23 protein-coding genes are annotated in these 22,281 nt (G+C 70.4%); 14 read left to right on the top strand and 9 right to left on the bottom strand.

Annotated elements, in window-relative coordinates:
- The first annotated feature begins 266 nt into the window (after window positions 1-266).
- From ACIQMV_RS23850 to ACIQMV_RS23860, 3 genes are all read left to right on the top strand, one after another.
- The gene (locus tag ACIQMV_RS23850) at window positions 267-1,781 is read left to right on the top strand and encodes a chlorohydrolase family protein (protein ID WP_402595341.1); all 1,515 of its coding nucleotides are present in this window, start codon (window positions 267-269) and stop codon (window positions 1,779-1,781) included.
- A 90-nt stretch (window positions 1,782-1,871) separates the two neighbouring features.
- Complete coding sequence (locus ACIQMV_RS23855; RefSeq protein ID WP_141360177.1) at window positions 1,872-2,654, top strand: DUF5707 domain-containing protein; 783 nt, start codon at window positions 1,872-1,874, stop codon at window positions 2,652-2,654.
- A 232-nt stretch (window positions 2,655-2,886) separates the two neighbouring features.
- Entirely contained in the window at window positions 2,887-3,819 is a 933-nt protein-coding gene (locus tag ACIQMV_RS23860) for a hypothetical protein (RefSeq protein WP_402595343.1), read from the top strand.
- 25 nt (window positions 3,820-3,844) lie between these two features.
- Here the strand turns inward: ACIQMV_RS23860 and ACIQMV_RS23865 are convergent, their stop codons facing one another.
- Complete coding sequence (locus ACIQMV_RS23865; protein WP_402595344.1) at window positions 3,845-6,241, bottom strand: HAD-IC family P-type ATPase; 2,397 nt, start codon at window positions 6,239-6,241, stop codon at window positions 3,845-3,847.
- 203 nt (window positions 6,242-6,444) lie between these two features.
- On the opposite strand from ACIQMV_RS23865, the gene ACIQMV_RS23870 reads away from it, so the two are divergent.
- From ACIQMV_RS23870 to ACIQMV_RS23885, 4 genes are all read left to right on the top strand, one after another.
- Entirely contained in the window at window positions 6,445-6,660 is a 216-nt protein-coding gene (locus tag ACIQMV_RS23870) for a hypothetical protein (protein WP_402595524.1), read from the top strand.
- 47 nt (window positions 6,661-6,707) lie between these two features.
- Window positions 6,708-7,448 (top strand): IclR family transcriptional regulator, encoded by a 741-nt coding sequence (locus tag ACIQMV_RS23875; RefSeq protein WP_402595517.1) that lies wholly within the window; start codon window positions 6,708-6,710, stop codon window positions 7,446-7,448.
- Between the two features lie 163 nt (window positions 7,449-7,611).
- Window positions 7,612-8,262, top strand: a complete 651-nt coding sequence (locus tag ACIQMV_RS23880; RefSeq protein ID WP_402595345.1) for a bifunctional 4-hydroxy-2-oxoglutarate aldolase/2-dehydro-3-deoxy-phosphogluconate aldolase — start codon at window positions 7,612-7,614, stop codon at window positions 8,260-8,262.
- A gap of 5 nt (window positions 8,263-8,267) precedes the next feature.
- Window positions 8,268-9,209: a sugar kinase gene (locus ACIQMV_RS23885; RefSeq protein ID WP_402595519.1), complete on the top strand. Its 942-nt coding sequence runs from the start codon at window positions 8,268-8,270 to the stop codon at window positions 9,207-9,209.
- A gap of 90 nt (window positions 9,210-9,299) precedes the next feature.
- Here ACIQMV_RS23885 and ACIQMV_RS23890 read toward each other — a convergent pair whose 3' ends face one another.
- The gene (locus ACIQMV_RS23890) at window positions 9,300-9,584 is read right to left on the bottom strand and encodes a DUF2530 domain-containing protein (protein ID WP_401777382.1); all 285 of its coding nucleotides are present in this window, start codon (window positions 9,582-9,584) and stop codon (window positions 9,300-9,302) included.
- 249 nt (window positions 9,585-9,833) lie between these two features.
- On the opposite strand from ACIQMV_RS23890, the gene ACIQMV_RS23895 reads away from it, so the two are divergent.
- Window positions 9,834-11,285, top strand: a complete 1,452-nt coding sequence (locus ACIQMV_RS23895) for an NCS2 family permease (RefSeq protein ID WP_225074617.1) — start codon at window positions 9,834-9,836, stop codon at window positions 11,283-11,285.
- Between the two features lie 22 nt (window positions 11,286-11,307).
- Here the strand turns inward: ACIQMV_RS23895 and ACIQMV_RS23900 are convergent, their stop codons facing one another.
- Window positions 11,308-11,490: a ribbon-helix-helix protein, CopG family gene (locus tag ACIQMV_RS23900; protein WP_141360185.1), complete on the bottom strand. Its 183-nt coding sequence runs from the start codon at window positions 11,488-11,490 to the stop codon at window positions 11,308-11,310.
- Between the two features lie 153 nt (window positions 11,491-11,643).
- On the opposite strand from ACIQMV_RS23900, the gene ACIQMV_RS23905 reads away from it, so the two are divergent.
- Complete coding sequence (locus ACIQMV_RS23905; protein WP_100568981.1) at window positions 11,644-12,081, top strand: MarR family winged helix-turn-helix transcriptional regulator; 438 nt, start codon at window positions 11,644-11,646, stop codon at window positions 12,079-12,081.
- Between the two features lie 49 nt (window positions 12,082-12,130).
- Entirely contained in the window at window positions 12,131-13,492 is a 1,362-nt protein-coding gene (locus ACIQMV_RS23910; RefSeq protein WP_402595348.1) for an MFS transporter, read from the top strand.
- Between the two features lie 12 nt (window positions 13,493-13,504).
- On the opposite strand, the gene ACIQMV_RS23915 is transcribed toward ACIQMV_RS23910, so the two are convergent.
- Window positions 13,505-14,092, bottom strand: coding sequence for a Uma2 family endonuclease (locus ACIQMV_RS23915; RefSeq protein WP_402595350.1), 588 nt, complete (start codon window positions 14,090-14,092; stop codon window positions 13,505-13,507).
- A 104-nt stretch (window positions 14,093-14,196) separates the two neighbouring features.
- On the opposite strand from ACIQMV_RS23915, the gene thpR reads away from it, so the two are divergent.
- The gene (gene thpR / locus ACIQMV_RS23920; RefSeq protein WP_402595352.1) at window positions 14,197-14,769 is read left to right on the top strand and encodes an RNA 2',3'-cyclic phosphodiesterase; all 573 of its coding nucleotides are present in this window, start codon (window positions 14,197-14,199) and stop codon (window positions 14,767-14,769) included.
- Between the two features lie 154 nt (window positions 14,770-14,923).
- On the opposite strand, the gene ACIQMV_RS23925 is transcribed toward thpR, so the two are convergent.
- The 3 genes from ACIQMV_RS23925 to ACIQMV_RS23935 form a co-directional block, all read right to left on the bottom strand.
- The gene (locus tag ACIQMV_RS23925; protein WP_402595354.1) at window positions 14,924-15,919 is read right to left on the bottom strand and encodes an aldo/keto reductase; all 996 of its coding nucleotides are present in this window, start codon (window positions 15,917-15,919) and stop codon (window positions 14,924-14,926) included.
- A 70-nt stretch (window positions 15,920-15,989) separates the two neighbouring features.
- Complete coding sequence (locus ACIQMV_RS23930; protein ID WP_402595356.1) at window positions 15,990-16,127, bottom strand: hypothetical protein; 138 nt, start codon at window positions 16,125-16,127, stop codon at window positions 15,990-15,992.
- Window positions 16,128-16,194: 67 nt separating this feature from the next.
- Window positions 16,195-16,869 carry a GDSL-type esterase/lipase family protein gene (locus tag ACIQMV_RS23935; protein ID WP_402595357.1) on the bottom strand — a complete coding sequence of 225 codons (675 nt, stop codon included), beginning with the start codon at window positions 16,867-16,869 and terminating at the stop codon, window positions 16,195-16,197.
- An 88-nt stretch (window positions 16,870-16,957) separates the two neighbouring features.
- Here ACIQMV_RS23935 and ACIQMV_RS23940 point away from each other — a divergent pair, with 88 nt between their 5' ends.
- The 3 genes from ACIQMV_RS23940 (at window position 16,958) to ACIQMV_RS23950 (ending at window position 20,790) form a co-directional block, all read left to right on the top strand.
- Window positions 16,958-17,938: a WD40 repeat domain-containing protein gene (locus tag ACIQMV_RS23940; protein WP_402595359.1), complete on the top strand. Its 981-nt coding sequence runs from the start codon at window positions 16,958-16,960 to the stop codon at window positions 17,936-17,938.
- A 97-nt stretch (window positions 17,939-18,035) separates the two neighbouring features.
- On the top strand, window positions 18,036-19,562 hold the full coding sequence (locus ACIQMV_RS23945; protein WP_402595360.1) for a cellulase family glycosylhydrolase: 1,527 nt from the start codon (window positions 18,036-18,038) through the stop codon (window positions 19,560-19,562).
- A 310-nt stretch (window positions 19,563-19,872) separates the two neighbouring features.
- Complete coding sequence (locus tag ACIQMV_RS23950; RefSeq protein WP_402595362.1) at window positions 19,873-20,790, top strand: endonuclease/exonuclease/phosphatase family protein; 918 nt, start codon at window positions 19,873-19,875, stop codon at window positions 20,788-20,790.
- Here ACIQMV_RS23950 and ACIQMV_RS23955 read toward each other — a convergent pair.
- Together ACIQMV_RS23955 and serC are read right to left on the bottom strand one after the other, a co-directional pair.
- Window positions 20,773-21,045 (bottom strand): hypothetical protein, encoded by a 273-nt coding sequence (locus tag ACIQMV_RS23955; protein WP_402595364.1) that lies wholly within the window; start codon window positions 21,043-21,045, stop codon window positions 20,773-20,775. The two genes, ACIQMV_RS23950 and ACIQMV_RS23955, sit on opposite strands and share 18 nt — an antisense overlap.
- A 97-nt stretch (window positions 21,046-21,142) precedes the next feature.
- Entirely contained in the window at window positions 21,143-22,261 is a 1,119-nt protein-coding gene (gene serC, locus ACIQMV_RS23960) for a phosphoserine transaminase (RefSeq protein WP_402595365.1), read from the bottom strand.
- Window positions 22,262-22,281 lie beyond the last annotated feature (20 nt).

The following is a 22,281-nucleotide window of genomic DNA, read 5'->3' on the forward strand; positions in this document are numbered from 1 at the left end:
CCGGCACGTCCGATCCTTTGGTGCTCGGGGGGCGGGGAGGTGGCCGAAATGGTATACCAAGAATCGCGATTTCTACTAGAGTTCGACGGCAACCCGGCGCATCGTCATTGCTGGGACATCAGCCCTTGTGGGACGCAGTTTCCGGCTTGTGTAAAAGTTTGCGCGAGCCTTATCCAGTCGTTACTGGACCCAGGGAAGCATGGACCGTTCCCGGGTCAGGGTGACCATTTCAGTCAGTTGGTGTACCAAATCTGGAAGGCGCGTCGATGAAGACCCTGGTCACTGCTTCCTGGGTGATCGCCCACGACGGACGCTCGCACGTGGAGGTGCCGGACGGCGCCGTGCTGATCGACGGCGACACCATCGTCGATGTGGGTGATCGCGCCGAACTCGACCGGCGGCAGGCCGACGTGCGTATCGACCTCGGTGACGCGGTGGTCACCCCCGGTCTGATCGACCTGGACGCCCTCACCGACATCGACCATCTGATCCTGGACTCCTGGGCGTCCCCGGATCTGGCGTCCGGCTTCACCTGGTCGGCCGAGTACTTCGCCGCGCCCCGGGCGGTGTTCGACGCCGCGCAACGCCGCGCGGTACGCGAGTACGCGCTGGTCCAGCTCGCCCTGCACGGCATCACCAGTTACATGCCGATCGCCTCGGAGGTGCACAGCGACTGGGCGGAGACCTGTGAGGACTTCGTGGCGATGGCCGAGGTGTCGTCGCGGCTGGGTCTGCGGGGCTTCCTCGGACCGTCGTTCCGGTCCGGGGTGAACGTGATCGGCGCCGACGGCAAGCGGACCGTGATGTTCGACGAGGAGGCCGGCCGGCGTGGTCTGGCCGAGGCGCTGCGTTTCCTGGACCACACGGCCCGGCTCGCCGATCCCCTCGTGACCGGGGTGCTGCTGCCCTGCCGGATCGAGACCCTGCTCCCCGAGCTGCTCGGCGACGTCGCCCGGGCCGCGCGCGAGCGCGGCGCGCTGGTGCGCCTGCACGCTCTGCAGGGCATGTCGGAGCGTGACTGCATCCAGCGCGCCTACGGCCGTACCCCGCTGCAACTGATCGCCGACTCCGGGCTGTTGTCCGACCGGCTGATCGTTCCTCATGGGGTCGTGCTGGACGTGCACCCCGAGGTGCTCGGCAGGGACACCGGAGATGTCGCGGTGCTGGCCGACGCGGGCGTCTCGGTCGTGCACTGCCCGCTGACGAACGCCCGATATGCCCACAACCTCCACACGTTCGCCGGCTACCGGGCGCGGGGGGTGAACCTCTGCCTGGGCACCGACTCCTTCCCGCCGGACCTGATCCGGGGAATCGACGTGGGCACCCAGGTGGCCAAGCTCCAGGCCGGAGACCTGGGCCAGGGGCACCTCACCGGCTACTTCGACGCGCTGTGGACCGGTGGGGCGACTGCGCTGCACCGACCGGATCTCGGCCGGCTGGCCGCGGGGGCCACGGCCGACCTGTCGGCGTTCGCTCTGGACGACTTCCGTATGGGCGTCACCGAGGATCCGCTGCGCACCCTGGTGCTCAACGGCACCGCCCGCGACGCGGTCCTGACGATGGTCGCGGGCAGGGTGGTCATGCGCGACGGCTCGATCCCCGGCGTCGATCTCACCGAACTGAGGCGATCCGGAAGGCGGTTGTTCGACATGATGCGCGCGGCCTACCCCGAGCGCGACCATCGCCGGCGCACCGTGGAGGAACTCTTTCCGCCGGTATTCCCGCAAAAAATCCGAGCTTCCGTGCAACCATCCCCGGCGGTCACGGATCTGATCACGTGAGTCAGACAGACTCCACAATCATTGGGCCCGGCGCCGAGGACGAACCGTGAGGAACGACCGGCGCGGCCCCTTTCTCCACCTGGGGAACGCATGCGTATACGAGCCACTGTGGCCGTCGCGGCCGGCGCACTCGCCCTGACCGCCCTCGCCGTCCCGGCTGCCCAGGCCGACGACGTGTCCGGAGACACCAAGATCTCCAACGTCGTGGTGAACGGCGGCAAGCCGGTCGTGGTCGGTGCTACGGCCGCCAAGAACGTCACCGTCACGTTCACCGCCACGGACGACTCCGGCATCGACTGGGCGCAGGTGATCCTGTTCCACGGCCCGAACGTCGACAAGGCCGACAGCGGGGCGGTGGCCAACAGCAAGGACGGCACCGCCAAGTGCACCAAGGTGGACGCGACGACGTCGAAGTGCACCTCCACGTTCACCCTCGAGCCGCGGTACAACCTCATCAACAAGGTCGCCGGCACCTGGAAGGTGTGGGCCGTGGCCGCCGCCAAGGACGGCGACTACCTCCAGAAGGACAACGTCAAGAGCTTCAGCGTCCAGCGTCTGTCCAAGCTGACCACCAGCGCCAAGCCCAAGCCGGTGAAGAAGGGCAAGACCGTCACCGTCAGCGGGAAGCTGTCGCGGGCCAACTGGGAGAGCGGCAAGTACTCGGGCTACAGCGGTCAGGCGGTGAAGCTGCAGTTCCGTAAGAAGGGCACCACCACCTACAAGACGCTGAAGACCGTCAAGACGAACTCCACGGGCGCCCTCAAGACCACCGTGAAGTCCACCGCCGACGGCTACTACCGCTTCAGCTTCGCGGGCACCTCCAACACCCCGGCGGTCAACGCCCCGGGCGACCTGGTCCGCGTGACGAAGTAACCCGCTCGCCGGGTAGCCGGCCCGGACTCTCCCGGGCCGGCTTCGTGGACGGGGCGCCCGTCGGGCACAGACAGGCCACTCACAGGAAATCCAGATTTCCGCGCAACCTTCTTCACGGGTCAGGGATCTCATCATGTGAGTCAGACAGACTCCACGATCATTGGGCCCGGCGCCGAGGACGAACCGCGAGGAACGGCCGGCGCCGGCCCCCTTTCTCCACCTGGGGAAACGCATGCGTATACGAGCCACCGTGGCTGCCGTGTCCGGCGCCCTGGCCCTCTCCGCCCTCGCCGTGCCCGCCGCGCACGCCGCCGGTCCCTCCACCTACCGCGCGGACGTCGCGAAGGTCTTCCAGGCCGCCCAAACGCCCTCGGCCGCCAAGACCGGGATCAGCGCCCGCGTCGCCGCCGACGAGGACATGCCGTACGACCTGGACGTCACCTTCTCCAACCTCAAGGTCGCCAAGGCCCTCAAGGTCGGCACCGCCGGCCACGTGTCCACCACGATCACCTACACGATGAAGTTCGGCGCCGACGTGGACGTGCGCGCCAAGGACTTCTTCACCGGCCCGTACCTCTACAAGGGCTCCTTCGACAGGCCGCAGAACGTGCTCTTCGGCGACAACCCGGCCAGCTGCTCCGTCACCTCGCAGACCACGGCCAACTGCAAGGGCAAGATCGACATCTATCCGGCCGATGGGGAACTGCGGAACGCCGAAGCCGGTTCGTGGCGCGCGGGCGCCGTGGCCGTCGCGTACAACGGCCAGGACCTCGAGTCCAACGACATCGATTTCAGCAAGGTCGGTATCGCCGAGAAGGGCGGCCTCGGCACCACGCTGGTGCAGCGCAACTCCAAGCTGACCACCAGCGCCAAGCCCAAGCCGGTGAAGAAGGGCAAGAGCGTCACCGTCAGCGGGAAGCTGTCGCGGGCCAACTGGGAGAGCGGCAAGTACTCGGGCTACAGCGGTCAGGCGGTGAAGCTGCAGTTCCGTAAGAAGGGCACCACCACTTACAAGACGCTGAAGACCGTCAAGACGAACTCCACGGGCGCCCTCAAGACCACCGTGAAGTCCACCGCCGACGGCTACTACCGCTTCAGCTTCGCGGGCACCTCCAACACCCCGGCGGTCAACGCCCCGGGCGACCTGGTCCGCGTGAAGAAGTAAGCCACTCGGCCTTCCGGTCACAGCACTAGACGGGAAAGCGGCGGCCGGTCCATTTCCACAGGAACTCCAGGACGGCCGCCGCCACCACCGCGATGCCCACCGCGAGCCACGGCATGGCCGTGCCCTCCAGCTTCAGGGCGAAGAAGTCCTGGAGCGCGGGCACGGCCAGGACGACGAGGAACGCCGCGCCCATCGAGGCCACCAGCGCGATCCGCCACCAGGTGTAGGGGCGGGCGACGATCGCCAGGACCCACATCGAGACCAGGAACAGCGTCAGCGTGGCCGCGCTGGTCTCCGCGTCCAGGGCGCCCGGGCCCGTGTAGTGGTGGCGGGCGACCAGATACGTCACGAAGGTCGCCACGGCGGCCACCACCCCGCCCGGTACCGCGTAGCGCATGACCCGCCGTACGAAGTGGGGCCGGGCCCGTTCCGTGTTCGGGGCGAGGGCCAGGAAGAAGGCCGGGACGCCGATGGTCAGCGTGGACAGCAGAGTCAGGTGGCGGGGCAGGAACGGATACTCCACCTGCGAGCAGACCACCAGCACCGCCAGCAGCACCGAGTAGACCGTCTTCACCAGGAACAGGGTCGCGACCCGGGTGATGTTGCCGATCACCCGACGCCCCTCGGCGACCACGGACGGCAGGACGGCGAAGCTGTTGTTCAGCAGCACGATCTGCGCGACCGCCCGGGTGGCCTCCGAGCCCGAGCCCATCGCCACGCCGATGTCGGCGTCCTTCAGCGCCAGCACGTCGTTCACGCCGTCGCCGGTCATCGCGACCGTGTGCCCGCGTGACTGGAGCGCGCCCACCATGTCCCGCTTCTGCTGCGGGGTGACCCGCCCGAACACCGTGCCCTCGTCCACGTCCCGGGCCATCTCGTCCCGCTCGGCGGGCAGCCGGCGGGCGTCCACGGCCGTGCCGTCGAGGCCGACCTTCGCGGCGACCGCGCCGACGGACACCGCGTTGTCGCCGGAGATGACCTTGGCGCGGACGTCCTGTTCGGCGAAGTAGCGCAGGGTCTCGGCGGCGTCGGGCCGCAGCCTCTGCTCCAGCACGACGAGCGCGGCGGGCCGGACGGTCCGGGCCACCTCCGGGTCGTCCAGGTCGCGGGCGGCGCGGGCGAGCAGCAGCACGCGCAGGCCCTGCTCGTTCAGCTGCCCGGTCTCGGCCAGGGCGGGGGCCTCGGCGGGCAGCAGCACGTCCGGGGCGCCCAGCAGCCACGTACTGGAATCGCCGTCGCCCTCGCTGAAGCTGGCGCCGCTGTACTTGCGGGCCGAGGAGAAGGGCAGCGACTCCACGCAGCGCCACTCCTCGCTGTCCGGATAGGCGGAGATGATCGCCTGGAGGGAGGCGTTGGGGCGCGGGTCGGACTCGCCGAGCGCGCCGAGGACCTTGCGCACGTACGACTCGTCGTAGCCGTCCAGCGATCGCAGCTCGGTGACGTCCATGCCGCCCTCGGTGAGGGTGCCGGTCTTGTCCAGGCAGACCGTGTCGACGCGGGCGAGTCCCTCGATGGCGGGCAGCTCCTGCACGAGGCACTGCTTGCGGCCCAGCCGGATCACGCCGATGGCGAAGGCGACGGAGGTGAGCAGGACCAGTCCCTCGGGGACCATGGGGACGATGCCGCCGATGGTGCGGGCGACGGACTCCTTGAGGTCGTTGTTCTTCACCACGAGCTGGCTGATGACCAGGCCGATCGCGGTCGGGACCATCATCCAGGTCACGTACTTGAGGATGGTGGAGATGCCGGTGCGCAGCTCGGAGTGGACGAGCGTGAAGCGGGAGGCCTCTTCGGCGAGCTGGGCGGCGTAGGCGCCGCGGCCGACCCTGGTCGCCTGGAAGGCGCCGCCGCCGGCGACGACGAAGCTGCCGGACATCACACGGTCGCCGGGCCGCTTGACGACGGGGTCGGCCTCGCCGGTGAGCAGGGACTCGTCGATCTCCAGACCGTCGGTCTCGACACAGGTTCCGTCGACGACGACCTTGTCGCCGGGGCCGATCTCGATGAGGTCGCCGAGGACGATCTCGGAGGTGGCGATCTCGACGGCGGTGTCGTCGCGGCGCACCGTGGGGCGGGCCTCGCCTATGACGGCGAGCGAGTCGAGGGTCTTCTTCGCCCGCCACTCCTGGATGATGCCGATACCCGTGTTGGCGATGATCACGAAGCCGAACAGGCTGTCCTGGATCGGGGCGGCGAACAGGGTGATCACCCACAGGACGCCGATGATCGCGTTGAACCGGGTGAAGACGTTGGCGCGGACGATGTCGGGGAGGGAGCGGCTGCTGCGCACCGGCACGTCGTTGATCTCGCCGCGGGCGATGCGCTCCGCGACCTCGGCCGAGGTGAGTCCGTTCGGCCGGACCGCCGGGAGGGGCACGGGGTGCACCGGGTCAAGCTCCGCGCCCGCGTCGATGTGCGTCATGCATTCGACGGTACGTGCGGTTGTGCGGCTTTACTCGTCGAGGGGGCGGAAGATCCGACCTGGGGAGGAGAGGCCTCGTACGGCGGTCGTACGGGCGGTGCACGACGGGACGGCCGCCCCCGGGGCGCGGTCCCCGGGGACGGCACCGGACGCGGTCGGGCGGCGCGGCGGTCAAGTCGGCCGTAGTGGCGGACTGTTGTGCAATGCAGAATGTCTCCTTGCAATGCACGGCGCATGTCTATGATGCTGCGTGCGATCGGCGCGGGACCCAGCACGCCGATCCGGCAACCTACGACGACGCACGGCAGTTCGCGGACGGTGTGGACCACGTGGTGATCGGTGGCGCGTTCGCACTCCGCGACGGCCACCTGCGCAACGCCACGGCCGGCCGCGCGATTCGACGAGGAGGCTCGTCCTGACCGACCGGCTCGCCCCCACCCCCGGCGCACGCAACAACTCGGCCTCACTGCGCCGGGCGCTCGGGATCCTCATCAGGCTCGGTGACGACGTCGAGGGCCGCGGCTGCACGCTCACCGAGCTGGCCGCACAGCAGGGCCTGAGCAAGTCCACGGTGCTGCGGCTGCTCCAACCGCTCGTCGACGCCCGCTTCGTCCAGGTCCTGCCCAGCGGCGCGTACCGGCTCGGCTGGCGCAACGCCCAGCTCGGCCAGGTGTATCTGGCCGGGAACGACCCGCACCGCGACACCCGCGACGTGCTGAAGGGCCTGTCGGAGGCGACGAGCGAGACCGTTCACCTGGTCACGGCGGACTTCCCGCACGTGGTCTACGTCGACAAGGTCGACAGCCCGCTTCCCGTGCGGATGGCCTCGCGGGTCGGCAGCACCCAGTCGGCGTACTGCACCAGCGTCGGCAAGGCCATGCTGGCCCACGCCGATGACGCCGTGGTCGACGCGGTGATCGCGGCGGGCATGGCCCCGCGCACCGGGAACACCATCACCGACGGCGACGCGCTGCGCGCCGAGCTCGCCAGGTCCCGTGCCCGCGGCTGGGCGATCGACGACGTCGAGAACGAGGCGGGGGTGCGCTGCGTCGCCGCCCCGGTCTTCGACGTGACCGGAGCCGCGACCCATGCGATCAGCGTGTCGGCGCCCGAGGAACGCATGCCACCGGAGCGGGTCTCGCGGGTGGTGCCCCTGGTGAGAGCGGCGGCCCGCGACATCTCGCAGCGGTGGGGAGGCCGCGGATGACGACGGCCGCCCCGGTGACGGACCCGGCCGGGGCCCGCTCGCGCGGCGCGGCAGAAGCCCGACCGGGTCCCGCTGACCACACCCGACCAACGGCGTGTCCTGCCTCGCCGAAGGCGACCAGGCAGCCCGCCCCCGGCACCCTGTTGTGAGAAGGAGCTGTTCCGTGGCCCAATCGGCGGCCCCCCTGCCCCTGCCCGTGGCCCTGACCGAGACCCGTGTCGTGGCCGTCCTGCGCCCCGCGACGACCGAGCACCTCGCCACCACCGTGGCCGCGCTCATACGCGCCGGAGTGCGAACGATCGAACTGACCGCCACCACCCCGGATTTCCCGGCGGTCCTGGAACGGACCGTCCGGCAGTTCTCGGCCGACGCGGTGATCGGCGCCGGCACCCTCACCGACGAGGCCCTCGTCCGCGCCGCGATCGACGCCGGAGCCGGGTTCGCCGTGTCTCCCGGCCTGGTGGACGAGCTGCCCCGGATCGCGTCCGCACACGGGGTGCCGAGCATCGTCGGCGCCTGGACGCCGTCGGAGGTGATGCGGGCCCGCGCCCTCGGCGCGGACGCCGTGAAGATCTTCCCCGCCGCGACCGGCGGCCCCGGCCACCTGCGCAGCCTGCGCGAACCGTTCCCCGGCATCCCGTTCGTCCCGTCGGGAGGGGTCACCGTGGAGACGGCCGGCTCGTATGTGGCCGCCGGGGCGGTCGCGGTCAGCCTGGGCGGCGCGCTCACCGGCAGCGCGCTGCGCGACGGCGACGTATCGGTGCTGGACCGGCGCGCGGCCACCCTGTTCAAGTCGATCGAGGAGGCGGTGTGAGCGCGATGGGTCCCGAAGTCGTCACCCTGGGCGAGTCCCTCGGGCTGCTCACCCAGCCGGCGAACGTGCCGCTGATCCGGCAGCCGACCCTGCGGCTCGGCTTCGGCGGCGCCGAGAGCAATGTGGCCATAGGGCTGGCCCGGCTCGGCCGCGCCGCGCACTGGATCGGCCGGCTGGGCACGGACGAGGTCGGCGAGCTCATCGCCCGGGAACTGCGCGCCGAGGCCGTCTCGACCTCGATCGTGCGCGATCCCGCGCCGACCGGCCTGATGCTGAAGACCCGCCAGGCCTCGGGCCGGGTGCAGGTCGGCTACTACCGCACGCACAGCGCCGGTTCCCGTCTCGCGCCCGCCGATCTCGACGAGGCCGTGATCGCCGGCGCGAGGATCCTGCATGTCACCGGCATCACACCGGCCTTGAGCGCGTCCGCGTTCGACGCGGTGCGCAGGGCCGTCACCCTCGCCGAGGAGCACGGTGTCACCGTCTCGTTCGACGTCAACTTCCGCTCCCGGCTGTGGCCGCAGGACCGGGCCCGCCCGGTCCTGGGCCAGCTGCTGGGCAAGGCCGAGATCTTCTTCGCGACCACCGAGGAAGCCCTGCTGTTCACCGACGAGAAGGACCCCGAGGGGCAGGCCAGGGCCATCGCCGGACTCGGTCCCGGCCAGGTCGTGATCAAGCTCGGCTCCGCCGGCAGCGTCGCGTGCGTCGACGGGGTCCTCCACCGGCAGCGGCCCCAGCCGGTCGCCGTGGTCGACCCGGTGGGCGCCGGAGACGCGTTCGCCGCCGGCTACCTCAGCGCGGTGCTCGCCGGGGAGGACGCGGCCGAGCGCCTTCGGATCGCCGGTCTGTGCGGAGCCCGTGCCGTCACCGTCGCCGGTGACTGGGAGGGCGCTCCGTTCGCGGCCGAGATCGACGACGCCGCCCACGACACCGACGTCGTCCGCTGACGCGGTCGGCCCCGGTCCGGGGGCCTTCGGCCGGGGCAGGCGCACCCTGCCCCGGTCCGCCCCCGCTCACGTCGGGTGTGCGGGGGGCGCCTATTCCGCGGACGTCGGCTGCTGCGGCAGCCCCGCCCGCTCCGCCGCCGCCCGCTTGATGGCGGCGTCCCGCTTGCGGACGTACCAGATGCCGATCAGGCCCAGGCCGCCGCCGGCCAGACAGGTCCACAGCCACCAGGTGTGGCCGTGGTCGTGGAACCAGCCGTAGAAGGGGAGCTGGACCAGGAAGAGGACGAACCACACGATCGTGCCGCCGGTGATGGTGGCGACCACGGGGCCCTCCAGGGGCTCCGGCGCCTCGTGCTTGGGGGTCCACTTCGCCATGGGGTTCAGCTTACGGGGCCCGGGTGAGAAGCGTCCCGCCCCAGGCAGGGCCGTGGTCTACGCGCGGAGATGGTCTTTTCGGCTTCATATGTTCATACTGAAACAGTTCGAGTCTGGCCGCTTCTCTTCGTAGGAATCGACAAACAGGGTCGCGACAGGGACCTGGGGGAACCTGTTGGTCGTCGGTTTGGTTCGGTCCTCGGTCCGGCTCGGAACTCCGTACCCACCCGCACCCTTGAGGTCACCCGCATGTCCACCTCGGCCACCGCCAAGGCTTCCGCCCCCGAGCAGCCGGGAACGCCGCCCCCGTACGGCGCTCTCGACCGCTACTTCAAGATCTCCGAGCGGGGCAGCACCCTGTCCCGGGAGGTCCGCGGCGGTTTCGCCACCTTCTTCGCGATGGCCTACATCATCGTGCTGAACCCGATCATCCTGGGCAGCGCGAAGGACATGTACGGGCACCAGCTCGACAACGGCCAGCTGGTCACCGCCACCGTCGTGACCGCCGCGTTCACCACGCTCCTCATGGGTGTCATCGGCAATGTGCCGATCGCGCTCGCCGCCGGGCTCGGCGTCAACACGGTCGTCGCGCTCCAGCTGGCGCCGCGCATGTCGTGGCCGGACGCCATGGGCATGGTCGTCCTCGCCGGCTTCGTGGTGATGCTGCTGGTCGCCACCGGACTGCGCGAGCGCGTGATGAACGCCGTGCCGCTCGGCCTGCGCAAGGGCATCGCCATCGGTATCGGCCTGTTCATCATGCTGATCGGGCTCGTCGACTCCGGTTTCGTCTCCCGTATCCCGGACGCCGCCCACACCACCGTCCCGCTCCAGCTCGGCGCCGACGGTCACCTCAACGGCTGGCCGGTTCTCGTCTTCATCCTGGGCGCGCTGCTCACGCTGGCGCTGATCCTGCGCAAGGTGCCCGGCGCGATCCTGATCTCGATCATCGCGATGACCGTCCTCGCGGTCGTGATCAACTCCGTAGCCAAGGTGCCGTCCTGGGGTCTGACCACCCCGAAGTGGCCGGGCAGCCCGGTGTCCACCCCCGACTTCGGCCTGCTGGGCAAGGTCAGCCTGTTCGGCGGCTTCGAGAAGGTCGGCGTGCTCACCGGCGTCCTCTTCGTCTTCACCGTGCTGCTGTCGACCTTCTTCGACGCCATGGGCACGATCATGGGCATCAGCGACGAGGCGAAGCTGACCGACGCCCAGGGGCAGATGCCCGGCATCAACAAGGTCCTCTTCGTCGACGGCATCGCGGTCGCCGCCGGTGGCGCCAGCTCCTCCTCCGCCACCACCTGCTTCGTGGAGTCGACGGCGGGCGTCGGCGAGGGCGCCAGGACCGGCTTCGCCAACGTCGTCACCGGTGCCCTGTTCGCCGTGGCGCTGTTCCTGACCCCGATCGCGACCATGGTGCCGTCCCAGGCGGCCACCCCGGCCCTGCTCGCGGTGGGCTTCCTGATCCTGTCCGGTTCGGTCAAGGAGATCGACTGGGCGGACTACACGATTGCCATCCCGGCCTTCGTGACGATGGTGATGATGCCGTTCACCTACTCGATCACCAACGGCATCGGCATGGGCTTCATCACCTTCGTGGTGCTGCGCCTGGCGGCCGGCCGCGGCAAGGACATCCCGGTGGCGATGTACGTGGTGGCGGCGGTCTTCGCCTTCTACTACCTGATGCCGGCCCTCGGCCTGACCTGATCCGAACCGGGTCCGGCGCGGGTCATGTGACCCCGTAGAACCTCTCCGTCTCCTCGACGGCGGCCTGGAACCGCTCGTCGAAGTCATCCCGAATGAGCGTCCGGACGACATAGTCCTGGACGCTCATTCCTCTTTTCGCTGCGTGGCACCTGAGCCGTTCGAGCAGCTCGTGGTCCATGCGCAGGCTGAGCACACTGGTCCCCATGGACACGAGGGTCGCGGGATTCTTCCGTGCGAGGTGTCCTGTTCCGTGCGTGGATCACCCGAAAGAGTGATGTGATCTTCAGTGGCGGGAGTCACGGGCGCAGGGCGTGTTCGCGGTGGTATTTAGCGAGAGTAATGAGTTACGCTAAAGAACATGCCGGACCTCACCCATGGCGATGACGCTGCCGCCGTGAACTCCCTGCGCTCCGCCGTGATGCGGTTGTCCCGTCGGCTCAAGCACCAGCGCGTCGACGAGTCGCTGAGCCCCACCGAGATGTCGGTGCTGGGCACCCTGTCCAACTGCGGGAGCGCCACACCGGGCGAACTCGCCCGCAAGGAGCACGTGCAGCCGCCGTCGATGACCCGCATCGTGGCGCTGCTGGAGGCCAAGGGGCTGGTCAGCCTGGAGCCGCACCCCGAGGACCGGCGTCAGAAGGTGGTCACGAGGACCGCCCAGGCCGAAACCATGCTGGAGGAGAGCCGCCGCAAGCGGAACGCCTTCCTGGCCGGTCTGGTCGAGGGTCTGGACGAGGACGAGTGGGCCAAACTGAGCGCCGCCGCCCCCGTACTGGAGAAGCTCGCACACCTGTAAAACACGTACCACTCGGCGAGTGAGCAGCCGGGCAAGGAGGCGAACCCCTTTGAGTACGGGATCCGGAGCAGACTCCGCCCCCGCACCGACCACCCACGATTCCCGAACCGCCCCCGACACCCCCCGCAAGTCCTCGATGTTCAGCTCGCTGAGGGTCAGGAACTACCGCCTGTTCTTCCTCGGCCAGGTCGTCTCCAACACCGGCACCTGGATGCAGCGCATCGCGCAGGACTGGCTGGTCCTGAGCCTCACCGGCTCCTCGGCCGCCGTCGGCATCACCACGGCGCTCCAGTTCCTGCCGATGCTGCTCTTCGGCCTCTACGGCGGCGTCCTCGTCGACCGCCTGCCCAAGCGGCCCACGCTGCTCGTCACCCAGTCGGCCATGGCCGTCACCGGCCTCGCGCTCGCCGTGCTCACCCTCACCGGCCAGGTCCAGGTGTGGCACGTCTACCTCGCCGCGTTCGCGGTGGGCCTCGCCACGGTCGTCGACAACCCGGCCCGCCAGTCCTTCGTCTCGGAGATGGTCGGCCCGAAGCAGCTCCAGAACGCGGTCAGCCTGAACTCCGCGAACTTCCAGTCCGCCCGTCTGATCGGCCCCGCCGTCGCGGGCTTGATGATCACCGGCGTGGGCACCGGCTGGGCGTTCCTCGCCAACGGCCTGTCCTTCGTCGCCCCCATCGTCGGCCTGCTGCTGATGCGCACCCGTGAACTGCACGTCGTCGAGCGCGCGCCGCGCGGCAAGGGCCAGCTCCGCGAGGGCCTGCGCTACGTCGCCGGCCGCCCCGAGCTGATCTGGCCGATCGTCCTGGTCGGCTTCATCGGCACCTTCGGCTTCAACTTCCCGGTGTGGCTGTCGGCCTACGCCGAGCAGGTCTTCCACGCCGGAGCCGGCGCCTACAGTCTCTTCAACACCGTGATGGCGGTCGGCTCCCTGATCGGCGCCCTGCTCGCGGCCCGCCGTGGCACCGCCCGGCTGCGCGTGCTCATCGCGGCCGCCGCGGCCTTCGGCGCGCTGGAGATCGTCGCCGCGCTGGCCCCGTCGTACTGGCTGTTCGCACTGCTGATGGCGCCCATCGGGATCTTCGGCCTGACGGTCAACGTCACGGCGAACACCGCGGTGCAGATGGGTACCGACCCGGCCATGCGCGGCCGGGTGATGGCCCTGTTCATGATGGTCTTCATGGGGGGTACGCCGCTGGGCGCGCCCCTCGTCGGCTGGATAACCGACGCCTACGGTGCCCGGGTCGGCTTCGCCGCGGGCGGTGTCGTCTCGCTCGCCGCGGCCGCCACCATCGGCCTGGTCCTGGCCCGCGTCGGCGGACTGCGCCTGTCGTTCGGCTGGAACCGCGGACACCCCCGCGTGGACCTGGTCCCCCGTGAGCACCGGAAGGAGCTGGCCGCCGCGGCGTAGGCCGGGTGCGGGTCAGTCGCGGGGGAACTCGTCGGTCTTGAGGACGAGGCCCACCGGAGTGTCGTTGAGGTCGATCTCGTCACCGAAGTCGAGGCTGAGGACACCGCGGTACTCGCCGTCCTTGGGCAGGGTGTGCAGGTGCCATGTGCCGGTGTACGGGTCCACGATCAGGTACACCGGCACTCCGGCGGCCGCGAAGGCGTCCTTCTTCGGGCCGTAGTCGTTCCGGGCCGTGCCCTGGGAGATCACCTCGGCGACGAGCTCGACGTCCCCGGGACGCCAGTGACCCTTCTCGTCCTTCCGGGCACCCTCCGCGAGGGCGACGACGTCGGAGGCGAAGCCGTTGAGGTGTCCGGGGTAGTCGATGCGGACGTCGGACTTCACGCGCTTGCGCGGGTACGTGGCGCGCAACTGCTCGACGATGTCCAGGATGATCTCCCAGTGGGTGTCCCGCTGCGGCGTCACGAAGATGCCCCCCTCGACGATCTCGGTCTTGAAACCTTCGGGGACGTGCATCTGCTCCAGCCACTCGAACATCTCGTCGAGAGTGGGCTCGTCGCTGTGGTCGGCCATCTCGATCCTGTCTGCCAGAACAGTCACTGTGCCGCTCCTCCCCGCTGCTGCCTGGTCGCATGCAGCCGCGCGGTACAACGATACGCACGGTGACCAGGTCACGTCCGGGAGCGCGGCGGGACACTGGGCCCATGAGACTGTTCGCCGCCGTACTGCCCCCGCGGGACGTGCTCGGCGCGCTCGCGGCCGAGATCGCCGGGTTGCGGAAGCTGCCGGGCGCGGACCGGCTGCGGTGGACGCAGCGGCCCGCCTGGCACTTCACGCTCGCCTTCTACGGCGAGGTCGGCGAGGAGGTTGTACCTGAGCTGTCGGCCCGCCTGGAGAAGGCCGCACACCGGACCGGGGCCTTCTCGCTCGCCCTGCGCGGGGGAGGACAGTTCGGGCGCGGCAAGGCGCTGTGGACGGGGGCGGAGGGCGACCTCGCGACCCTGCGGCTGCTGGCCGACCGCGCGGAGGCGGCGGCGCGGAAGGCGGGTGTGCCGATGAAGGAGCACCGCCCCTACCAGGCCCACCTGACGGTGGCGCGCGGCCGGGACGGCCTGGACGTGCGGCCGTACGTCCAGGCGTTGCGGGACTTCGCGAGCGATGCGTGGACCGTGGAGGAGCTGGTCCTCGTGCGCAGCCTGCTGCCGAGGTCCGGGGTGCTGGGTGAGCGGCCCCGCTACGAGCCGGTCGGCCGCTGGCCACTGCGGGCGGCCGGTTAGTCTCGAGTACGTGGACCCGAAAACCCGGAACCGGATCATGGCCGGTGCGCTTGTGCTGATGCTCGCCGTCGTCGCCCTGGCGTCCGCGCTCGGCAGGTGACGCGGAGCACGGACGCCAGGGCCGGTACGGCCGCTCGGGCGGCGCGGGAGGTGCCTACCAGGCGAAGGCCTCCGGCGACGGACCCGGTCCCGGGAAGATCTCGTCGAGTCCGGCCAGCAGTTCCTCGCTCAGCTCCAACTCGACCGCCCGCAGCGCCGACGCGAGCTGCTCGGCGGTGCGCGGACCGACGATCGGGCCGGTCACGCCGGGCCGGGTGAGCAGCCAGGCCAGCGCGACCTCGCCGGGCTCCAGACCGTGCTTGTCGAGCAGGTCCTCGTACGCCTGGATCCGGTCGCGCACGGCGGTGTCGGCGAGCGCGTCGGCGGACCGGCCGGAAGCGCGCCGGCCGCCCTCGACCTGCTTCTTGATCACACCGCCCAGCAGCCCGCCGTGCAGCGGCGACCAGGGGATGACTCCGAGGCCGTAGTCCCGCGCGGCCGGGATCACCTCCATCTCGGCGCGCCGCTCGGCGAGGTTGTACAGGCACTGCTCGCTGACGAGCCCGATGGTGCCGGAGCGCCGCGCGGCGATCTCGTTGGCCTGGGCGATCTTGTAGCCGGGGAAGTTGGAGGAACCGACGTAGAGGATCTTGCCCTGCTGGATCAGTACGTCGACGGCCTGCCAGATCTCCTCGAAGGGGGTGTCCCGGTCGATGTGGTGGAACTGGTAGACGTCGATGTGGTCGGTCTGCAGCCGCTTGAGGCTGGCGTCGACGGCCCGCCGGATGTTCAGGGCGGAGAGCTTGTCGTGGTTGGGCCAGACGGTGGAGTTGTCCGGGGACATGTTCCCGTAGACCTTGGTGGCCAGGACGACCTTGTCGCGCCGGTCCCCGCCCTTGGCGAACCAGTTGCCGATGATCGACTCGGTGCGGCCCTTGTTCTCGCCCCAGCCGTAGACGTTGGCCGTGTCGACGAAGTTGATCCCCGCGTCCAGCGCCGCGTCCATGATCGTGTGGCTGTCCGCCTCGTCGGTCTGCGGACCGAAGTTCATCGTGCCGAGCACCAGTCGGCTGACCTTGAGTCCTGTGCGTCCGAGCTGTGTGTACCTCATGGTCCACAAGCCAACGTCTTGGAGTGCGCTCGATGCAAGGGGGGTTGTGGACGGGGCGGGACGGCGGTGGTCAGTCGCGGGGGAACTCGTCGGTCCTGAGGACGAGGCCGAGGGGGGTGGTGCTCATGTCGACGGCGGTTCCGTAGTCGACACGCAGCTCGCAGGTGCAGGGGTCCTCCGCGCTCGCCGGTGTCCCCGTGCATCTCATCGCCGACCCCTACCAGGGCAGGTGCCGCGTCCGGGCCACGGGGCGGCGTGCATATGCCAGTGGGCGCTCACCCTCCGTAATCTGCACCCCACCCCCACCCCTGGTGCAGCGCCCCCGCGAACGCTGCCGCGATCTTGTGCTCGCCGCTCTCGTTCGGGTGGGTGCCGTCGTAGGTGTCCGTGTGGATGTCGTACGTCGGCGGCGGGGGCGCCAGGAGCAGCGGTGAGCCGGGTTCGTCCAGGCCGGCCACCGCCTCGGCCAGCAGCTCGTTGAAGCGGTCCACCTCCGGGGCGAAGAGCGGGTCGGCCTCGGCGCGGATGTTCGTGATCACCGGGAGCAGGACCGCGCGGATACGCGCGTTGGCGGCCCGCGCCTGTGCCACGAAGGCCTCCACGTGCACCGCCGTCTGCTCGGCGTTCGTGTAGAAGCCCAGGTCGATCAGGCCGAGCGAGACCAGCAGCACATCCGCGCGGCACTCGCGCACCGCGTCGCCGACGAGCGGGGCCATGTGCCCCCAGCCCTCGCCCCAGCCGGCCAGATGGGCGCGGGGGAAGTCCGGATCGGCGTAGGCGAGGGAGACCGGCGCGTCCGCCGACGTGTCGTAGAGCGTCTCGCGCGGGCCGACGAGGGTGAAGGGGCCGCCGTACGTCGCGCACAGGTGCCGCCACAGACGGTAACGCCAGGTGTGCTCGCCCGCGCTGCCGATCGTCATGGAGTCGCCGACGGGCATGAACCTGAGCATCCGCTCATCATGGACGACGGGCGTCGGCGGTGCGATGTGAGGCCCGCCACGCAGTGTGAACATCCGTGCGGGATGGCAGGCTTGGGGGATGCGCCGACCGTTCGCCCTGCTCGCCGGGGCCCTTCTCGTGGGTGCGCTCGCCGCGCCCGCCGCCCTTGCCGCCGACGGCGACGACGGGTTCACGATCAAGGACCCGCGGATCAAGGAGTCCAGCGGCCTCGCGGCCTCGCACCTGCATCCGGGCGTCTACTGGACCCACAACGACAGCGGCTACGGCCCGCAGATCTACGCCGTGGACGGCAGGACCGGCGAGACCGTCGCCACCATCACCCTCAGCGGCATCGGCAAACCCCGCGACGCGGAGGCCATCTCCATCGGTCCCGGCAACCAGATCTACCTCGGCGACATCGGGGACAACCTCGACGGCTCCTGGCCGTACGTGTGGATCTACCGGCTGCCCGAGCCGAAGGAGCTGAAGGACCAGACGATCCGGGCCACGCAGTACGTCGTGAAGTACTCGGACGGTCCGCGCAACGCCGAGTCGATGGTCGTGCACCCGAAGACGGGCCGCGTCTACATCATCGACAAGAAGGAGGACGGCGGTCACCTCTACGAGGGCCCGGCCGAACTGTCCCCCTCGGGCACGAACGTCTTCAAGCCGATCGCCCCCGTCGACCTGTGGGCCACCGACGCCGCCCTCTCCCCGGACGGCACGCACCTCGCCGTGCGCGGCTACTTCGGCGGCATCCACTACGACTGGAACGGCGGCAGGATCAAGCGCGCGGGCCAGCTCGACGTGCCGCTCCAGAGGCAGGGGGAGTCCGTCACCTACAGCGTGGACGGCACCAAGCTGCTGTACGGCAGCGAGGGCTCCGACAGCCCGGTGCAGGTGCGCGATGCGCCGGAGGCCGACGGGTCCGCCAAGTCGCCCTCCCCGCAGGGCGGTTCGAACTCAGTCGGGGCCGGTCCGGACGGGGGCGGCCGCTTCGGCGCGGGCACCGTCGCCGTGGTGGCCGGCGTGGTGGCCGCGGTGTGGGGGCTGAGGCGTTTGTTGCGTCGACGCTCTTGACGGGCGGTCGCCGCCTGCCTTCCACTGGGAGGCGCGGGTGTGTGGGAGCGCTCCCACTCGTTCCGGTCCCGCGGCCCCCTCGGGAGGAAGCAGCACCATGTTCCGCACCTTGCGAAGAGCGCTCTGCGCTGCCGCGGCGGCGCTCCTGTTACCGCTGGGCCTGGGACTCGGCCTGCCGGCCACCGCGCACGCGGCCCCCGCCGCGGGCGGCGCCGGCTACTGGCACACCAGCGGACGCCAGATCCTGGACGCGTCCGGGCAGTCCGTCCGGATCGCCGGCATCAACTGGTTCGGCTTCGAGACCAGCAACCAGGTCGTCCACGGCCTGTGGTCCCGCGACTACAAGAGCATGATCGACCAGATGAAGTCGCTGGGCTACAACACCATCCGGCTGCCCTACAGCGACGACATCCTCAAGTCCGGCGCGATGCCCTCGAGCATCGACTTCTCCGCCGGCAAGAACGCCGACCTGCAAGGGCTGACCTCCCTTCAGGTCATCGACAAGATCGTCGCGTACGCCGGCCAGGACGGGCTGAAGGTCATCCTCGACCGCCACCGGCCGGACTCGGGCGGCCAGTCGGCCCTCTGGTACACCGCGTCCGTCCCCGAGTCGACGTGGATCGCCAACCTCAAGTCGCTGGCGACCCGTTACAAGGGCAACGCCGCGGTCATCGGCATCGACCTGCACAACGAGCCCCACGACCCGGCCTGCTGGGGCTGCGGGGACCAGGCGACCGACTGGCGGCTGGCCGCCGAGCGGGCCGGCAACGCGGTCCTCTCCGCCAACCCCGACCTGCTGATCTTCGTCGAGGGCATCCAGACCTTCAACGGCGTCTCCGGCTGGTGGGGCGGCAACCTGATGGGCGTCGGCCAGTACCCGGTGCGCCTCAATGTGGCCAACCGGGTCGTGTACTCCGCCCACGACTATGCCACCAGCGTCGCCCAGCAGAGCTGGTTCAGTGACCCGTCCTTCCCCAACAACATGCCGGACATCTGGGACAAGTACTGGGGCTACATCTTCAAGCAGAACATCGCCCCCGTCTGGGTCGGCGAGTTCGGCACCACGCTCCAGTCCACGGTGGACCAGAAGTGGCTGGCGGCGCTGGTGAGTTACCTGCGTCCGACCTCGACGTACGGCGGTGACTCCTTCCACTGGACCTTCTGGTCCTGGAACCCCAACTCCGGTGACACCGGCGGGATCCTGAAGGACGACTGGCAGACCGTGGACACGGTGAAGGACGGGTACCTGGCGACCGTCAAGGCACCGGGCTTCCCGAGCACCGGGGGCGGTGACAACGGTGGTGGCGGTGACGGCGGCGGCAAGGCCGCCTGCCGGGCCACCTACGTCGTCAGCAGCGACTGGGGCGGCGGCTTCAACGCCGATGTGACGGTGACCAACACGGGCCCCACCGCGATCAAGTCCTGGAAGGTGACCTGGACCTGGAGCGGGTCCCAGAAGGTCACCACCATGTGGAACGCGTCGTACACCCAGAGCGGGGCGACCGTGACGGCGGTCAACGCCGCCCACAACGGGGCGATCGCGGCCAATGGTTCCACCGCCTTCGGCTTCGGGGGCGCGCCCGGGGGCGGGGGTGTGCCGAGCGTGAGCTGCACGGCGTCCTGACGACCGCGAGGCGCCCGGTGGCCGACGCCGGGCGCCTCGCGGCTGTGGCGCGTCGTCGGAGCGGACGGCGTCCGGTCGTTCCGGCGCCCACGCGCGGATGGCGGAAACTGATCCACCCGGAGGATCGTCTTGGATGGCGAGGCCGAGTGGATGGGAAGCCAGGGTGGGTCGGGAACGGGCGGGCGGCGGTGCGGCAGCGGCGGTGAGGGCGGTGGTGCCCCCGTGGGTGCGGCGCCGGGCGGGGCGGCGTGCCCCTGGCCGGGAGGCGCAGGGGGACACGGGGCACCGGTCGGCGTGGCGGCGGGGGCGGGTGCTCGCCGTGCTCGCGGCGCTGACGGCCGGACTGCTGGCGTTCCACCGTGCCGTGCCCAACTCCGTGGGCCGTTCCGGCAGTCTGCTGGAGGCGTTCCTGCCGTGGCTCGGCCTGGTGGCCGTGGTGCTGTTCGCCCTCGCGCTGCTGCGCCGTTCGGCCGTGGCGCTGGTGGCTCTGCTGCTGCCGGTGGCGGCCTGGACGTACCTCTTCGGCGGGCTGCTCCTGCCGGTGCCGGCGCCCGGCGCGCGCCAACTGGTCGTGGTGCAGCACAACGTCAGCGACGAGAACGCCGATCCGGCGGGCACGGCCCGCGCCCTGGCCGACGCCGGGCCCGACCTCATCGCGCTGGAGGAACTGGTGCCCCCGGCGCTGCCGGTCTACGAGAAGGCCCTCGCCGCCGGCTACCCCTACCACGAGGTCCGGGGCACCGTCGGACTCTGGTCGAGGCATCCGCTCAGCGGCACCCGGCTCCTCGACATCAAACCCCGGGGGATCACGGAGGCCTGGAGCCGCGGGCTGCGGACCGTGGTCCACACGCCGCACGGCCGGATCGCGGCGTACGTGGCGCACCTGCCCTCGCTCCGCGTCCGGGCGAGTGGACTCGCGTCCGGCCGGCGTGACGAGAGCGCCGTGCTGCTGGGCGAGGCCGTCGCCGCCGAGGAGCTGAGCACGGTGATCCTGCTGGGCGACCTCAACGGCACGGTCGAGGACCGCGGGCTGGCGCCGCTGACCTCGCGGATGAACGTGGCGGAACGGGGCTTCGCCCTCAGCTTCCCCGCCGCCTTCCCGCTGACCCGGATCGACCAGGTCATGGCCCGCTCGGCGGCCGTCGCCCACATCCGCACCCTGCCCGCCACCGGCAGCGACCACCTGCCGGTCGCCGCCCGGATCACACTGTCAGGCGCCCGTCGCTGAGGGGGCGGGCCTGCTGCGCCGTTCCCGCAGGCTCAGTGCCCATGACGTGAGGATCAGGAGGACGCATGCGGCCTCGGTGATCCGGGCCGCAGGTGAGGGGGAGCCGTACTCGGAGACGAGGACGATGCCCGCCGCGCCGGTGACGAGCAGCAGCGCCGGCAGCCCGCGTCGCCACACGGGCAGGCGGCGCATGCCCCACACCGAACGAGCCGTCCAGGCGCAGACGAACAGGATGAACCACGCGAGGAAACTCATCGGACCCTCCCCCGACGGCAGGAAAGCCCGCCCTGCCGCGTGACCACGGGCGCCCCGCTGTTCGCCGGGCGCCCTTCGCCGCTGTGCGCGGGAGACGCTACAGCTTCTCGATCACGTGGTCGACGCACTTCGTCAGGGCCTCGACGTCCGACGGGTCGATGGCCGGGAACATCGCGACGCGGAGCTGGTTGCGGCCGAGCTTGCGGTAGGGCTCGGTGTCGACGATGCCGTTGGCGCGCAGGACTTTGGCGACGGCGGCGGCGTCGATCTCGTCGGAGAAGTCGATCGTGCCGATGACCTGGGAGCGCTTGGCCGGGTCCGTGACGAACGGGGTCGCGTACTTGGATTCGTCCGCCCAGGCGTAGAGCCGGGAGGAGGAGTCCTTGGTGCGGGCCGTGGACCAGGCGAGGCCGCCCTGGCCGTTGAGCCACTCCAGCTGCTGGTTGAGCAGGAAGAGGGTGGCCAGCGCCGGGGTGTTGTACGTCTGGTTCTTGCGGGAGTTGTCGATCGCCGTGGGCAGCGAGAAGAACTCCGGGATGTGGCGGCCGGAGCCGTGGACCCGCTCGGCGCGTTCGAGTGCGGCCGGGGAGAACACGCCGATCCACAGGCCGCCGTCGGAGGCGAAGGACTTCTGCGGGGCGAAGTAGTAGACGTCGGTCTCGGCGATGTCGACCGGGAGGCCGCCGGCGCCGGAGGTGGCGTCCACCAGGACCAGGGCGCCCTCGTCGGCGCCGGCCACGCGCCTGATGGGCATGGCGACACCGGTGGAGGTCTCGTTGTGGGTGAAGGCGTAGACGTCGGCACCCGCCTCGGCCCGGGCCTCCGGGTGCGTGCCGGGGTCGGAGGAGACGACGGTGGGCTCGGCGAGCCACGGGGCGAGCTTGGCGGCCTTGGCGAACTTCGAGCTGAACTCGCCGAAGGTGAGGTGCTGCGACTTGTTCTCGATCAGTCCGTGGGTCGCGATGTCCCAGAACGCCGTGGAGCCGCCGTTGCCGAGCACGACCTCGTAGCCGTCGGGAAGTTGGAACAGCTCGCGGATGCCTTCGCGCACCTGGCCGACCAGGTTCTTCACCGGGGCCTGGCGGTGGGAGGTGCCCATGAGGGATGCGCCGGTGGCGGCGAGGGCGTCCAGCGCCTCCGTCCGCACCTTGGAGGGTCCCGCGCCGAAACGTCCGTCCGCGGGCTTGATGTCAGAGGGAATCCGGATCTCAGCCACGAACGGGAGAGTAGCGCTCG

Source organism: Streptomyces sp. NPDC091412 (assembly GCF_044756885.1).
Classification (GTDB): domain Bacteria; phylum Actinomycetota; class Actinomycetes; order Streptomycetales; family Streptomycetaceae; genus Streptomyces.